The organism is Mesorhizobium terrae (assembly GCF_008727715.1).
GTDB classification, from domain to species: Bacteria; Pseudomonadota; Alphaproteobacteria; order Rhizobiales; family Rhizobiaceae; genus Mesorhizobium; species Mesorhizobium terrae.
In genome coordinates, this window is record NZ_CP044218.1 from 4,811,954 (window position 1) to 4,825,816 (window position 13,863).

The 13,863-nt window shown below is 61.7% G+C and carries 14 protein-coding genes; 7 read left to right on the top strand and 7 right to left on the bottom strand.

From position 1 onward, the window contains the following. The first annotated feature begins 73 nt into the window (after positions 1-73). On the top strand, positions 74-955 hold the full coding sequence (locus FZF13_RS24245) for a DMT family transporter (RefSeq protein WP_024926166.1): 882 nt from the start codon (positions 74-76) through the stop codon (positions 953-955). A 66-nt stretch (positions 956-1,021) separates the two neighbouring features. Here FZF13_RS24245 and FZF13_RS24250 read toward each other — a convergent pair whose 3' ends face one another. The 3 genes from FZF13_RS24250 to dnaE form a co-directional block, all read right to left on the bottom strand. Continuing rightward, on the bottom strand, positions 1,022-1,528 hold the full coding sequence (locus tag FZF13_RS24250) for a hypothetical protein (protein WP_036254017.1): 507 nt from the start codon (positions 1,526-1,528) through the stop codon (positions 1,022-1,024). 75 nt (positions 1,529-1,603) lie between these two features. Further along, positions 1,604-2,401 carry a potassium channel family protein gene (locus FZF13_RS24255; protein ID WP_024926164.1) on the bottom strand — a complete coding sequence of 266 codons (798 nt, stop codon included), beginning with the start codon at positions 2,399-2,401 and terminating at the stop codon, positions 1,604-1,606. A 61-nt stretch (positions 2,402-2,462) separates the two neighbouring features. Then, positions 2,463-5,942, bottom strand: coding sequence for a DNA polymerase III subunit alpha (dnaE, locus tag FZF13_RS24260; protein ID WP_137901734.1), 3,480 nt, complete (start codon positions 5,940-5,942; stop codon positions 2,463-2,465). 271 nt (positions 5,943-6,213) lie between these two features. On the opposite strand from dnaE, the gene FZF13_RS24265 reads away from it, so the two are divergent. Further along, on the top strand, positions 6,214-6,441 hold the full coding sequence (locus tag FZF13_RS24265; protein ID WP_024926162.1) for a hypothetical protein: 228 nt from the start codon (positions 6,214-6,216) through the stop codon (positions 6,439-6,441). 241 nt (positions 6,442-6,682) lie between these two features. Then, positions 6,683-6,898, top strand: coding sequence for a hypothetical protein (locus FZF13_RS29375; RefSeq protein ID WP_244431280.1), 216 nt, complete (start codon positions 6,683-6,685; stop codon positions 6,896-6,898). 50 nt (positions 6,899-6,948) lie between these two features. On the opposite strand, the gene FZF13_RS24275 is transcribed toward FZF13_RS29375, so the two are convergent. Together FZF13_RS24275 and FZF13_RS24280 are read right to left on the bottom strand one after the other, a co-directional pair. Then, positions 6,949-8,961 carry an acetyl-CoA carboxylase biotin carboxylase subunit gene (locus FZF13_RS24275; RefSeq protein ID WP_024926160.1) on the bottom strand — a complete coding sequence of 671 codons (2,013 nt, stop codon included), beginning with the start codon at positions 8,959-8,961 and terminating at the stop codon, positions 6,949-6,951. 171 nt (positions 8,962-9,132) lie between these two features. Beyond that, positions 9,133-9,477 (bottom strand): cupin domain-containing protein, encoded by a 345-nt coding sequence (locus FZF13_RS24280; RefSeq protein ID WP_024926159.1) that lies wholly within the window; start codon positions 9,475-9,477, stop codon positions 9,133-9,135. A 71-nt stretch (positions 9,478-9,548) separates the two neighbouring features. Between FZF13_RS24280 and FZF13_RS24285 the strand changes: the two genes are divergently transcribed. From FZF13_RS24285 to FZF13_RS24300, 4 genes are all read left to right on the top strand, one after another. Next, entirely contained in the window at positions 9,549-10,022 is a 474-nt protein-coding gene (locus FZF13_RS24285) for a YaiI/YqxD family protein (RefSeq protein ID WP_024926158.1), read from the top strand. 15 nt (positions 10,023-10,037) lie between these two features. Next, on the top strand, positions 10,038-10,718 hold the full coding sequence (locus FZF13_RS24290) for a DUF1345 domain-containing protein (RefSeq protein WP_024926157.1): 681 nt from the start codon (positions 10,038-10,040) through the stop codon (positions 10,716-10,718). Positions 10,719-10,835: 117 nt separating this feature from the next. Beyond that, positions 10,836-11,714 (top strand): cytochrome b/b6 domain-containing protein, encoded by an 879-nt coding sequence (locus FZF13_RS24295; RefSeq protein ID WP_024926156.1) that lies wholly within the window; start codon positions 10,836-10,838, stop codon positions 11,712-11,714. Position 11,715: 1 nt separating this feature from the next. Further along, positions 11,716-12,507 (top strand): molybdopterin-binding protein, encoded by a 792-nt coding sequence (locus FZF13_RS24300; RefSeq protein ID WP_024926155.1) that lies wholly within the window; start codon positions 11,716-11,718, stop codon positions 12,505-12,507. 202 nt (positions 12,508-12,709) lie between these two features. Here FZF13_RS24300 and FZF13_RS24305 read toward each other — a convergent pair whose 3' ends face one another. After that, entirely contained in the window at positions 12,710-13,180 is a 471-nt protein-coding gene (locus FZF13_RS24305; protein WP_024926154.1) for a DUF1203 domain-containing protein, read from the bottom strand. Between the two features lie 112 nt (positions 13,181-13,292). Further along, positions 13,293-13,850, bottom strand: coding sequence for an OmpA family protein (locus FZF13_RS24310; RefSeq protein ID WP_024926153.1), 558 nt, complete (start codon positions 13,848-13,850; stop codon positions 13,293-13,295). Positions 13,851-13,863: the final 13 nt, after the last annotated feature.

Sequence of the window (13,863 nt, forward strand, 5' to 3'; positions counted from 1 at the left end):
CCGCATCCTCTGGCCCAGAAGATTGGCGGGTCTACAGATTGCCGGATAACGGCCGGCTTGCGAAACAACGTTCATGGCACCGGCTCCCTCGATCCCCAAAGCGGCGTTCTGGATGGCGTTGTCGATCGCGTCCTTCCTGCTGATGTCGGTCGCGGGACGAGCGACGACAAGCGCGCTCAGCGTCTTCCAGGTTCTGGAGATGCGCTCGGTGATCGGCTGGTTCATCCTGCTGCCTCTGGTCATCAGCCAGGGTGGTTTCGCCGCCATGGCCTCGCCACGGCTGCCGCTGCATATCGCGCGCAACGTGATCCATTATGTCGGTCAGGGTGCCTGGCTTTATGCGCTGACATTGATCCCGCTCGGCGTGCTGATCTCCATCGAATTCACCACCCCGATCTGGACCGCCCTGCTTGCCGTTTTGTTCCTCGGCGAACGCCTCAACAAGTTCCGCATCGCCTCGATCGTGCTTGGTCTTATCGGCGTCGTCATCATCGTGCGTCCGAGCACCGGCTCGGTTGATACCGGCCACCTGATTGTTCTCGGCGCGGCCGCCTGTTTTGGCGCCTCGGTGGTCATGGTGAAGGCGTTGACGCGCACCGACAGCGTGGTGCGCATCATCTTCTGGATGCTCGTCGTGCAATCGGTGCTCGGCCTCGTTCCGGCTCTGCTCGAATGGCGCAATCCGTCGCTTTCACTGTGGCCGTGGATTTTCACCATCGCATTCACCGGCATGTCCTCGCATTTCTGCATGGCGAGGGCCTTGACCTATGCTGACGCCACGCTGATTTCGCCGATGGACTTCCTGCGCGTGCCCTTGTCGGCCCTATTGGGCTGGCTGGTCTATCACGAGCAGATCGATGCCTTCACCGCCGGTGGCGCCGCGCTGATTTTGATGGGCAATTTGCTCAACCTGCAGAAGCGACCGGCAAAACCCGCCGAAGTGGCGGCGAGTTGACGCGCCCAGCGCTTCGACTACGCCCTCCGATTGTCTGAAACCGATGTCGATTCTCGTTCTGACGCGCTAGTTGCGCTTCAGGTCGATCTGGGCTGTGACGACCGACTTGCCGCTCGGCAGGTCCTTGTCGATGGTAACGATGCGCATGGCATTCGTTCCGATCTTCTCGACGCGCATCTCGGCATCCCGGTCGCCATTCACCAGTTTCGCCCAGCGGATGGCGAGGTTGAGCGCCTGGCCCTTGCGTCGCCCCGACAACGCGGCAGGTCCGGTTCGCGAGCCGATATAGGTCCCGCTGTAGCGCTGCCCGTCGGTCTTCAACCGCACCCCGATGCTGCGCGAAATCAGTATCAAGCCGCGACAATTGCCGTCGAGCGTTAGAAACGCGTCACCGGATTTCGCGGTGAAGGAGCAGGAAACGCTGACCGGTGATGCCTTTGTGTTGATGCGGAAGCTGCCCTTGCCGCTCCATTTGCCGGCCATCGAGACAAAGAACCGCGGCTCCGCGGCATGAGCTGGTTGCGCAAGGGAAAGGGCGACGAGAACTGCACCCAGGTAGAGGCGGACCAACATTCGTTCTGTTCTCTCCAAAGCACGAACTTTAACGTCACTTCTTGCGGTTCGCTCGCCAGTTTCGTTCCGAAACGGTCAGCTACCCTCGTCCGGTATGTTGAGGACATGGCCGCAAGCCTTGCAATGCACGGCGTCCGGCTCGTGGCGCTGGAGCCCGCATTGCGGGCAAGGAAAGAGGACCTTGGTCGGGCGAAAGATCGCCTGGGCGAGACGCACGAACAGCGAAATGCCGATGATCATGGTGACGATCGAGGTGAGTTTGCCGGCAACGCCCGGCAAGACGATGTCGCCGAAGCCGGTGGTCGTGACGGTTGCCACGGTGAAATAGAGCGCATCGACATAGCCAACGAGCCCAGAAGCCTGCCGGAAGAAGAAGGTGTAGACGAAGCCCGTTACCACGAACAGGAATGTCAGGAGATTGACCACAGCGTGGGTGGTGTCGCGCCAGGCCAGAAACCGACCTCCGCCGAGATGCCGCCACAGAACCCCGCTTCGCGACAGCGACCACAGGCGCAGGATGCGCAGGAAGCTCAGATTGGCCAGTGCCGTCGGAAACAGCAGCGTCAGCAGGATGAACAGATCGACCCAGGATGTCGGTTGCCGCATGAGCCGAACCATGTCGGTGGATGCAAGCAGGCGCGCAAGCAGGTCGGCGGCGACGAGGATCGCCACCGCATAGTCCAGCCACAGGAAGGAAGCCGTACCCTGCAGCAAGGGCGTGGCGATGAAGAAGGCGATGATGACGATGTCGACAAGCACCACCGCCGCCTGAAAACGAACGGCCTCGGGTGTGCGCCCGTGATAGAGCCGGCGCAAGCGATCACGCAATGTCGCCAGGGAGGTACCGCTCTCGGGCTTCGCTTCAGACGCCATGCCTATCGGGTAGCGTCAGCCATGCCGCTCGTCCAGCGTTTTCAGGACGAGTTCCGATTGCCTAAACCAGCTCGACTTCGATCACTCCGGGCACTGCCCGCATCGCCGACGCCACTTGCGGCGAGATGCGGTAGCGATTGGGAAGCTCGATCTCGACCTCCCCCTGCCCGCCGTCCTTGATCAGCACGAAGGACACCTGCCCCTCGCCCTTCACGCCAAGCTGCCCAGCAAGTGCATTGAGCGGGGCGGCATCCCTCACGAAGATGCGCAGGGCTTTCTGGATGCGGCTTGCCTCATCCTCCAGCGACTGCACTGTCTGGATGCGAAGATTGACCCCTTCCGGCCTGTCCTCCGCCGCGACGGTGATGACGACCGATTTGCCGGCTTCCAGCATGTCGCGATATTGCGCCAGCGTCTCCGAAAACATCACCGCTTCATATTGGCCAGTCATGTCCGAGAAGTTCACGATACCCATCTTGTTGCCAGTTCGCGTCTTGCGTTCCTGCTTGGCGGTCACTGTACCGGCAAGGCGTCCGGCCGAGGCGCCACGTTTCACCGCCGCGGAAAACTCCGCCCAGTTCTGCACGCGCATCTTCTGCAGCGCGACCTTGTATTCATCGAGCGGGTGCGCGGAGAGATAAAACCCGACCACCTGGAATTCGCGGTACAAGCGGTCGGCAGCCAGCCACGGTTCGCTCAACGGCAGGTTGAGCGCTTGCGACTGCGCTCCCAGCGAAGCGCCGAAAATGTCGGCCTGGCCGGAAGTGGCATTCTGCTGCGCCAGCGCCGCCAGCCCCATCATCCGCTCGACACCGCCCATCATCTGCGCGCGGTCGTGCCCGAAACAATCAAGCGCGCCAGCCATGATCAGGCTTTCGAAGACACGCTTGCCAACGACTTTCGGGTCGATCCGCTCGCAGAAATCTGCCAGGCTCTTGAACGGACCGTCCCCACGCCTTTCGACAATGTGTTCGACGGCTGCGTCGCCGACGCCCTTCAGCGCCGCCATGGAATAGAAGATCTTGTTCTCGCCAACTTCGAAATCGCGGAAGCTGGTCATCACCGAGGGCGCGACGACCTCGATACCGAGCCGCATCGCATCCTGGCGGAAATCCGCCAGCTTGTCGGTGTTCGACATATCGAGCGTCATCGACGCGGCCAGGAACTCCACCGGATAATGCGCCTTCAGATAGGCGGTTTGATAAGAGACGATGGCGTAGGCGGCGGCGTGCGACTTGTTGAAGCCGTAGTCGGCGAACTTCGCCAGAAGGTCGAAGATGAAATCGGCCTGCGGCTTGGCGACGCCACGTTCCACGGCGCCGGACACGAAGATGCCGCGCTGCTGGTCCATTTCGGCGCGGATCTTCTTGCCCATGGCGCGGCGCAACAAGTCGGCCTGACCGAGCGTGTAGCCCGCAAGCTCTTGCGCGATCTGCATCACCTGTTCCTGGTAGACGATAACGCCCTGCGTCTCCTTCACCAGATGGTCGATCTTGGGATGGATCGAGGCGATTTCCTCTTCGCCATGTTTTCTGGCGTTGTAAGTCGGGATGTTCTCCATCGGCCCCGGCCGATAGAGGGCGACCAGTGCGATGATGTCCTCGATGCGGTCGGGACGCATGCCGATGAGCGCCTTGCGCATGCCGGCACTTTCAACCTGGAACACGCCGACAACCTCGCCGCGCGACAGCATGGCGTAGGTCTGCGGGTCGTCCAGCGGAATAGTGGCAAGGTCGATGTCGATGCCGCGGCGACGGATGAGCTTTACCGCCTTCTCCAGCACGGTCAGCGTTTTCAGGCCGAGGAAGTCGAACTTCACCAGCCCGGCATCCTCCACCTTCTTCATGTTGAACTGCGTGACCGGCATATCCGAGCGCGGATCGCGATACATCGGCACCAGTTCCGACAAGGGTCGGTCACCGATGACGATGCCGGCGGCGTGCGTCGAGGCATGGCGATAGAGGCCTTCCAGCTTCTGCGCCATGTCGAGCAGCGTCTGGACGATCGGCTCCTTTTCCGCCTCCTCGGCAAAGCGCGGCTCGTTGGCGATTGCTTCGGCGAGCTTGACAGGATTGGCAGGGTTCTGCGGCACCATCTTGCAGAGCCGATCGACCTGGCCGTAGGGCATCTGCAGAACGCGACCGACGTCGCGCAAAACGGCACGCGCCTGCAGCGTACCGAAGGTGATGATCTGTCCGACCTGGTCGCGGCCGTATTTGGCCTGTACGTAGCGGATCACCTCTTCGCGGCGATCCTGGCAGAAGTCGATGTCGAAGTCGGGCATCGAGACGCGGTCGGGATTAAGGAAGCGCTCGAACAGCAGCGAGAAGCGCAGCGGATCGACATCGGTGATGAGAAGCGCGTAGGCAACCAGCGAACCCGCACCCGAGCCACGGCCCGGGCCGACAGGAATGTCATGTTGCTTGGCCCATTTGATGAAGTCCGACACGATCAGGAAATAGCCGGGGAACTTCATGCGCTGGATGATGCCGATCTCGAACTCCAGCCTTTCGCGATACTGTTCCTCGGTGAAACCCGAGTGGAGGCCGCGAGTGGCGAAGCGCACGTTCAGTCCTTCGCGGGCCTGGCGCGCAAGTTCTTCCGCTTCAGCGCTCTCGGCCGCCTCGGCATCGGAAACGTCGGCACCGGTAAAGCGCGGCAGGATCGGCTTGCGGTTCTTCGGGTAGTAGGAACAACGCCGGGCGATCTCGATCGTGTTGTCCACCGCTTCCGGCAAATCCTCGAACAGGCGCGCCATTTCGGCCTGGCTCTTGAGGTGATTGTCCGGCGTCAGGCGTCGGCGTTCATCGGCGGCAACGACCGAGCCCTCGGCAATCGCGATGAGCGCGTCATGTGCCTCGAAATCCTCGCGTGAGGAGAAGAAGGCTTCATTGGTGGCGACAAGCGGGAGCTCGTGGCGGTAGGCCAATTCGATCGTGGCTTGTTCGACCTCGCGATCGTAGTTGGTCACCCGTTCCAGCTCGACATAGAGGCGGTTGCCGAACAATGTTTTCAGGGCAAGCAGACGTGTCTCGGCCAGATCGTTGCGATCGTCAAACAGTGCGGTGCCAATCGGCCCACGAGGGCCGCCTGTCAGACAAATGACATCGCCGGCGCAGTCGCCAACCATATCGGTTGAGACATGCACCGGCTCACCGGCGGGCGTTTCCAGATAGGCGCGGCTTATGAGGCGAACGAGATTGGCATAGCCTGCCTCGCTGGCCGCCAGGAAAACGACCGGCCTCAGGTCCGGCCCCTGCCTGCGCCGATCCCGCTGGCCGTCATTGGTTTCGCCGACGAACGCCAGATCGACCTGACAACCGATGATCGGCTGGATACCGTCCTTCACGGCCTTCTGCGCGAATTCGAGCGCACCGAACAGATTGTTGGTGTCGCTGATCGCAACGGCCGGTGCCTGGTCCTTGACCGCGTGGCCGACAATCGCGCCAAGCTGCAAGGCCCCTTCCAACAGCGAATAGGCGGAATGCACGCGCAAATGCACGAAGGGGCGCGCCGGCGCTTCTCCCTTCCTTGCGATCATCGCCTCGCGTTTGAGAGGATCTCGCGTCCTGACGTCGTTAGTCACGGCTATTTCCGATCTGGTGAACGAATCTCGATCCGGCTGCCATCAATCTAGTCAGCCACACCGCTGCCTGCCAGCTTCGTCGTCACCGCGCGCTCTTCGATCACAAGAAACAGCTCCCGCGCCGCGCACAACTGTCCGCTTCAACCTGTGTGAAGCGCTTCATAGCACCTGTACCGCGAAGCCGGCACGATAGTCCTGCGAGAATACCTTCACGGAGGATATCATCATGAGCAATCGTTTCGTCGTCGATCTGTCGGGCGTCAAGCTCGCCAAGGGTATGGAAGAGAAACTGGCCAGGAATATCCAGCAGGCGGTCCTCACCGGGCTGGCCGAAACACATACTCAACCTGAAATGGTGCTGCGCTTTCCAAAGGAATGGCTGGGGCTGATCCTGCATCTGGACCAGCGCCAGCTTCCCGCTATCGAAAAGGAAATCGGCGGTCTGATGCGCTGATGCCATGCCCATTCCAGCGCAGCCTTCCGGTCAACGCCAAACGAGACCGCCGCGCTCGGACGACGGTCAAAGATCGTGCCCGAGCGCGCCTGCCGAACCGGGCGCGCTTCTGATCGGCATCGTCGGAGACGACGGCATCGTGCAGCCTGTCCCGACACGCCTGGAAATCGACGCTGATTTCATAACGCTGGCAGGCAAAACCGGTGCCCCGGAAGCGCGCTTTCGGTTTGCTGGAAAGTGCGTGGAAGGAAAATGCCGGCAATGGACGGGCAATTCCTGCGGCGTCATCGAACGGGTGCTTGCGGGCATGGCCGACCAGAAGATCGATCCGGCCGCCAACTTGCCGCGCTGCGCCATCCGCGGCAGTTGCCGCTGGTATTCACAACGCGGCGGCGAGGCCTGCCGGGCCTGCATCTATGTCGTCACCGACCAGCGCGTCGAGGAAGTCTCGGCCTAACGACAAAATCCGGGGCGGCGAATGGCTCGCCCCGGATGACTTGCCAGACCTCAGGCAAACTCCATGATCACGGCATCGACCGCCAGACTGTCGCCCGGCTTGGCATTCAGTTTCGTAACCCTGAGATCGCGCTCGGCGCGCAACACATTTTCCATCTTCATCGCCTCAACCACGGCCAAGGTGTCGCCCGCCTTGACCTCCTGCCCTTCGGCGACGGCGATCGAGACCACCAAACCCGGCATCGGACACAGCAGCAACCTGGAAGTGTCCGGCGGCAGCTTCACGGGCATTATCCGTTCCATCGCCGCCGTCTGCGGCAGCATGGCAAGCGCCGTCACCGACATGCCCTTCCAGGCGATGCGCGTGCCATTGGGCAGCGACCGCAATTGGGCCGAGACCCTGTGCTTGCCAACCGTGCCACGCCAGACCGGTTCGCCCGGCCGCCAGTCGGAAGCCACCGTGAGTGCCTTGCCGCCTTCGATCGAGAGATCGAGTTCCATCGGTATCGAGATCATGCCCTCAAGAACCGTCGCCGACAGGTAATCCTTGCCGAGCTTCACCACCCAATCACGCTTCAATGCCCCCGAATGCGGGGCAAGCCGACCGCTCAGCCGGTCCAGCCGGTCGCGGCGCAGCAATTCCACCGAAGCGGCGATCGCCGCCAGAACGGCCCTGTCCTTCGCATCCGGCGCGATCGGCGCGAATCCGTCCGGATATTCCTCGGCGATGAAACCCGTCGAAAGCCGTCCCTCGCGCCAGCGCGGATGCTGCATCAAGGCCGACAGGAAGGGGATGTTGTGCTCGATGCCATCCACGACGAATTCGTCCAGCGCCTCCGACATGGCATCGATCGCCTGCCCTCGCGTCGGCGCCCAGGTGCACAGCTTGGCGATCATCGGATCGTAGAACATCGAGATTTCGGAACCTTCGGTGACACCGGTGTCGTTGCGCACGACGATATCGCCGAAGCGGCCTTCCTCGGGCGGCTGGTAACGCGTCAGCCGGCCAATCGACGGCAGGAAGTTGCGATAGGGATCCTCCGCGTAAAGCCGGCTCTCGACCGCCCAACCGTCGAGCTTCACGTCGCCCTGGCCGAAAGCCAGTTCCTCGCCGGCGGCGACGCGGATCATTTGCTCTACAAGATCGATGCCGGTGATGAGCTCGGTCACCGGATGCTCGACCTGCAATCGCGTATTCATTTCAAGGAAGTAGAAGTTTTTGTCCTTGTCGACGATGAACTCGACGGTGCCGGCGCTCTGGTAGTCGACCGCTTTCGCCAACGCCACCGCCTGTTCGCCCATGGCCTTTCTGGTCTTCTCGTCAAGGAAGGGCGACGGTGCTTCCTCGACAACCTTCTGGTTGCGGCGCTGGATCGAACATTCGCGTTCGCCCAGATAGACGGCGTTGCCATGCGCGTCGGCAAGAACCTGGATCTCGATGTGACGCGGATCAACAACGAACTTCTCGATGAAGACACGGTCGTCGCCAAAGGAACTTTTCGCCTCGGAACGAGCACGGTCGAAGCCGTCGCGAACTTCCGCCTGCGACCAGGCGATGCGCATGCCCTTGCCGCCGCCCCCGGCCGACGCCTTGATCATGACCGGATAGCCGATCTCGCCGGCGATCTTTTCCGCGTGGTCGGCGTTCTCGATGACGCCCAGCCAACCAGGGACGGTGCTCACCTTGGCAGCGTTGGCGAATTTCTTGGATTCGATCTTGTCGCCCATGGCCTTGATCGCCTTGGGCTTCGGACCGATGAAGGCGATCCCCTGCGCCTCAAGCGCTTCGCAGAATGACGCACGTTCGGACAGGAAACCGTAACCGGGATGAACGGCCTCGGCCCCGGATGCCTTGCAAGCCTCGATAATCCTGTCGGCGACGAGATAACTCTGGGCGGCGGGGGCCGGGCCGATATGGATCGCTTCGTCAGCCATCTCGACATGCACGGCGTCGCGATCGGCGTCCGAATAGACCGCTACCGTGGAAATGCCCATCTTGCGTGCCGTCTTGATGACGCGACAGGCGATCTCGCCACGATTGGCGATCAATATCTTGTTGAACATGGACGCCGCTTCCTCCGGTAAGTCCTTACCTTTTATGGACTTCCACGACCGGGCTCAAGCTACGGCATGCACCGTGCCGGCATTCGTTGGATGCAAATCGGGTTTGCCTGCCCAGCCGCGCAATCTTGCAGGCGCGAACGATGTACAGGAAAGCCGAGAAATGATCCCCGATTACTCCAGCCAGTCGGTTGCAAAGGCGCCGGCGACATGCAGATCGGTACTTTCAAGCCGTCCGGGACCCAGATTGGAGAATTTGTGCGGCGTGTTTGCCGGCGCAACCAGGATTTGGCCAGCGCTGGCCTCTATCGTCTTGTCGCCGATGATGAACAGCGCCCTGCCTTGCCTGACGATAAAGACCTCCGGATAGGGGTGTTTATGCAGCTTGGGACCGCCGCCGATCCTGTCGGAAGAGTAGAACACCACCGAAACTTCCGCTCCGTATGGCCCACCCTGGAACTCCCCATGCCAAACATCCGGCTTCTCGGCCCATTGCTCGCGCTCGATCACATGTGCCATGCTTGCCTCACTCCCTTCTGCCGGAATCGACCTTAGTCAAAGAAGTCGCTTGCCGGAACATGATGCAAACGATGACCCCACCCGCCCCCGCCATCTATGTCGATGCCGATGCCTGCCCGGTGAAGGAGGAGGTCATCAAGGTCGCCGAGCGACACGGGGTCGGGGTCGTCTTCGTTTCGAATGGCGGGCTCAGGCCCTCGCGCGATCCGATGATCCGCAATGTCGTCGTCAGCAAGGGCGCGGACGCCGCCGATGACTGGATCGTCGAAAACACCAAAGCCAACGATGTCGTAGTTACGGCCGATATTCCGCTGGCGGCGCGGGCGGTGGCGCTCAACGCCCATGTGCTTGGCCCGACCGGCCGGCCCTTCACGCCTGAAACCATCGGCATGGCGGTTGCCATGCGCGACCTGAAACAGCATTTGCGCGAAACCGGCGAAAGCAAAGGCTACAATGCTGGCTTCACGCCGCAGGACCGTTCGCGCTTCCTCGGCGAACTGGACCGCATCCTACGTCGTGCTCTCAAATCAGCCGCAATCGGCTGAGGACATCGGCCCAACATGAAAACGACATTCACCAAGAACACGGCGATCCGCCTCCTGCCTTTCCTGGTCGCGGCTGCGACAGGGCTCGCGACATTCCTGGTCGCGCGCTATTTCCAGATCGCCATCGCCTTCTCGATCGGCGCCGACGTCTTCTTCGTGATGTATATCGTCATGATCCTGCGGCGAATGCCGGGCCTAACGGCGGAACATCTGCGGCTCAAGGCACGCAGCGACGACCTGCCGATCTTCATTATCTTCGCTGTGGTCGCCGTCGTCATCGCCGTGGCGATCGGTTCCCTGTTCCTCATCATCAACGCCAACCACAAGCATCCCCCGCTGGAGCTCTTGGCGGCATTGCTGTCGTTGCCGCTTGGCTGGATCACCATCCACATGATGGCCGCGCTGCACTACGCCCATGTCTACTGGCGCGACGACGAAGTGCGCGACGCCAGAGGCAGGCCAGTCCGCCAACCGGTCGGTGGTCTCTCCTTCCCGGGTGGCGACACGCCGCCGCAAGGATGGGACTTTCTCTATTTCGCGATTGTCATCGGAATGACGGCGCAGACCGCCGATGTCGAAGTCACCACCACACGCATGCGCCGTCTGGTCATCGTGCATTCGGTGGTCGCGTTCTTCTTCAACACGATTATCGTCGCGGCGGCGGTCAATCTCGCCGTTACGCTCGGCGGAAGCTGATGCAAGGCAGCGAGGCACGAAGCACAAAATCGTGATGGAGTGAAACATCACGAGGCGATGGTCCGTATTACGATGCGAGACCAATCGCACCGCGGAATGCGGTTGAAGGGGTGCAAGATGGACGCAACCGCCGAGACCAGCAATGCAGAAGCCGAGACCGGGCGGCCACAAAAAGGCCCGCTCATCTACCGGCAATCACGATGGACGCGGCTCACGCATTGGGTGTGGGCCTTCGCCTTGTTTTTCCTGCTGCTGAGCGGCCTGCAGATCTTCAATGCGCGGCCGCAGCTCTATATCGGCAAGGAATCCGGCTTCGGCTACGACAACACGATCCTGAAGATCGGCGCCGACGAGGCCGATGAAGGCTCACGCGGCTATCTCGAAATCTTCGGTCGACGCTTTGACACCACCGGCGTGCTCGGCTGGTCGGGCCCGCCCGGCAACGAGACGGCCCGCGCCTTCCCGTCCTGGGCGACAATCCCCTCCTACTACGATCTTGGCACCGCCCGTGTCGTGCATTTCTTCTTTGCCTGGACATTGAGCGCGACGCTGCTGGTGTGGCTGATTGCCGGCCTGTTCAACGGTCACATTCGCCGTGACCTTGCCCCTCGCCTGGCCGATATCCGCAATCTTCCGCGCGATGTCTTCGACCATGCTCGCCTGCGTTTCCATCACACCGGTCGTTACAACACGCTGCAGAAGCTCGCTTATGGCGGGGTGTTGTTCGTGGCTTTGCCGCTGATGATCCTGACCGGCCTCGCCATGTCGCCATCGATGAATTCGGTGCTGCCTTTCCTCAACGAGCTCTTCGGCGGACGGCAGACGGCGCGCACCATCCATTTCACCGTGATGGTGCTGCTTGTCCTGTTCTTCCTCATCCACATGCTGATGATCCTCGCCGCAGGCCCGATCAACGAGCTGCGCTCCATCATCACCGGCTGGTACCGGACCGATCCGCCCGAAAACGGAACCTCTTCTGCCGAGCGGAGCAACTGATATGGCCAAGTTTCAGATCAGCCGCCGCAAGTTCCTGACCGCCGCCGGCCTTGGCGCGTCCGGCATCGCGCTCTCGGGCTGCGATGCTTTCGATAACCAACTCGGCATGGGCCAGGGCCTGCGCAATTTCCTCGAGGGGGCTAACGGTCTGACCTATCGGGCGCAGCGGCTGCTTGCCGGGCGCAATGCCCTGGCGCCGGAATTCGGCGAAGCCGACATCCGCCAACCAATGCGTCCGAACGGCGTTACCACACCGGACGACGATGCCTACCAAGCCTTGCTTGCCAACGATTTCGTCGATTGGCGGCTCGAAGTCACCGGGCTGGTGGAGAAGCCGTTGTCGCTGACACGCGAACAGCTCATCGCCATGCCGAGCCGCACCCAGATCACCCGCCACGACTGCGTGGAAGGCTGGAGCTGCATCGCCAAATGGACGGGAACGCCGCTGTCGCTCGTGCTCGACCAGGCCGTGGTCAAGCCGCAAGCACGGTATGTCATGTTCCATTGTCTCGACACGATCGACCGCGACCTGTCCGGCGACATCAAATATTACGGCTCGATCGACCTGATCGACGCGCGCCATCCGCAAACAATCCTGGCCTATGGATTGAACGGTAAACCGCTTCCGGTGGAAAACGGGGCGCCGCTGCGCGTTCGCGTCGAACGGCAGCTCGGCTACAAGATGCCCAAATATCTGCGCGGCATCGAACTGGTCGATTCCTTCGGCGCTTTCGGGCGTGGTCGCGGCGGCTATTGGGAAGACAACGGCTATGACTGGTATGGCGGCATCTGACCCGCCGCCCGCCTGAAGCACCTTGGAAAACAAAAAAGCGGGGTTAGCACCCCGCTTCCTCGTCCGTCGAGTTTCACCGCCGGTTCATCCGCGGTCGATGAAATCGTTCGACACCCACCTCATAGCCACTCGATACGACGACCAGATGACAGGCTGGGATGATCTTCCACCGATTTTGGTTAACCACACGTTACCGCCATCATCAGGCGCGCTCGATCCGGCACTGGTAGCAATTGTTGCGAGCCGAGCGCATGTGCAGATAGGCGATTTCCTCGCGTTCCAGAAGCTCCGCTGCCCGCGCGGCAATATCCGGCGTGGGCACCACCGCGCCGCTGCCATAGACTATACGGTCATCGGCGCTGTAACCGCGCACGATGTAGTCCTTTGTCTTCAAAAACAGCTCCGGGATAGCGGCCGCCTCCTCCGCGCGCGGACATTCTTCGGCGTGCAGGAAGATCGGGCCGGTCTCCGCATAAGGCTGCAATTCTGCGAACGGCCGGTAGGCGAGGATGAGGTAGGCTTCGCCGGCGGCGACATTCTTGAGACAATGCCGGCACGGTACACCATCGCCGTCCGAGATCGCGCGCTCCGGCACGTGGCCATAGGCATCGGCGCCGCCGGATTGCAGCGCGCGCACCGCATCGGTCGGCAAGGCTTTGAACAGGATGGACATGGCTGTGGTTCTCCGATTTCCGTGAACCACAAGCTATGATCGTCAACCGGCGCCTCCCACCCGTTTCCTGCATAGCAATCGGCCATGCAAGAAACGACCGGGCGGTTCGACGTTATCGAATGAAGTCGTCGAAGCGGCGCAATGTGACGCGCCGATTGCGCCAATTCTCGTTCTGCGTCGGCACGAGCAGGAATTCCTCGCCATAACCGACCGTTTCCAGCGCGTAGCCGGGCACGCCGAATTCGCGTACCAGCGTCCGCTTCAGCGAGGCTGCCCGTTGCTCGGACAATGCCTGGTTGGAGGCGAAGGAACCGACCGCGTCGGTATGGCCTTCGATCAAAACACGGGCGTGGCGGTCACGTCGCAGCAGACGATGGAGCCCGTCGGCAATGTTCTCGACCTTCCCATATTGCGACGGCGCGATGGCAGCCGAACCGAAGGCGAAGTTGATCGACTGGATGTCGATGGACGGCGCCATGCGGCGCAGATCCGGCCGGCGCTTGAATTCGCGAATGGTGACGCGTTCGCTGGGCCGCAGCTTCATGCGGGGCGTAGCCTCCAGCGTACGCTCGATCTGGGCTGCCGACGGCGTTTGCGCCTGCGCAAGGGCAAGACCGGGAAGCGCGATGGCGGCGACGAGTGCTGCGGCGACAGTACGGCGGGAAATCATATATTGGCTCCTC

What these genes read in the sequence shown, in the direction of transcription:
- FZF13_RS24245 (WP_024926166.1), top strand. Translation starts at nt 74, where the DNA reads ATGGCACCGGCTCCCTCGATCCCCAAAGCGGCGTTCTGGATGGCGTTG.
- FZF13_RS24250 (WP_036254017.1), bottom strand. Translation starts at nt 1,528, where the DNA reads ATGTTGGTCCGCCTCTACCTGGGTGCAGTTCTCGTCGCCCTTTCCCTT.
- FZF13_RS24255 (WP_024926164.1), bottom strand. Translation starts at nt 2,401, where the DNA reads ATGGCGTCTGAAGCGAAGCCCGAGAGCGGTACCTCCCTGGCGACATTG.
- dnaE (WP_137901734.1), bottom strand. Translation starts at nt 5,942, where the DNA reads ATGATCGCAAGGAAGGGAGAAGCGCCGGCGCGCCCCTTCGTGCATTTG.
- FZF13_RS24265 (WP_024926162.1), top strand. Translation starts at nt 6,214, where the DNA reads ATGAGCAATCGTTTCGTCGTCGATCTGTCGGGCGTCAAGCTCGCCAAG.
- FZF13_RS24275 (WP_024926160.1), bottom strand. Translation starts at nt 8,961, where the DNA reads ATGTTCAACAAGATATTGATCGCCAATCGTGGCGAGATCGCCTGTCGC.
- FZF13_RS24280 (WP_024926159.1), bottom strand. Translation starts at nt 9,477, where the DNA reads ATGGCACATGTGATCGAGCGCGAGCAATGGGCCGAGAAGCCGGATGTT.
- FZF13_RS24285 (WP_024926158.1), top strand. Translation starts at nt 9,549, where the DNA reads ATGACCCCACCCGCCCCCGCCATCTATGTCGATGCCGATGCCTGCCCG.
- FZF13_RS24290 (WP_024926157.1), top strand. Translation starts at nt 10,038, where the DNA reads ATGAAAACGACATTCACCAAGAACACGGCGATCCGCCTCCTGCCTTTC.
- FZF13_RS24295 (WP_024926156.1), top strand. Translation starts at nt 10,836, where the DNA reads ATGGACGCAACCGCCGAGACCAGCAATGCAGAAGCCGAGACCGGGCGG.
- FZF13_RS24300 (WP_024926155.1), top strand. Translation starts at nt 11,716, where the DNA reads ATGGCCAAGTTTCAGATCAGCCGCCGCAAGTTCCTGACCGCCGCCGGC.
- FZF13_RS24305 (WP_024926154.1), bottom strand. Translation starts at nt 13,180, where the DNA reads ATGTCCATCCTGTTCAAAGCCTTGCCGACCGATGCGGTGCGCGCGCTG.
- FZF13_RS24310 (WP_024926153.1), bottom strand. Translation starts at nt 13,850, where the DNA reads ATGATTTCCCGCCGTACTGTCGCCGCAGCACTCGTCGCCGCCATCGCG.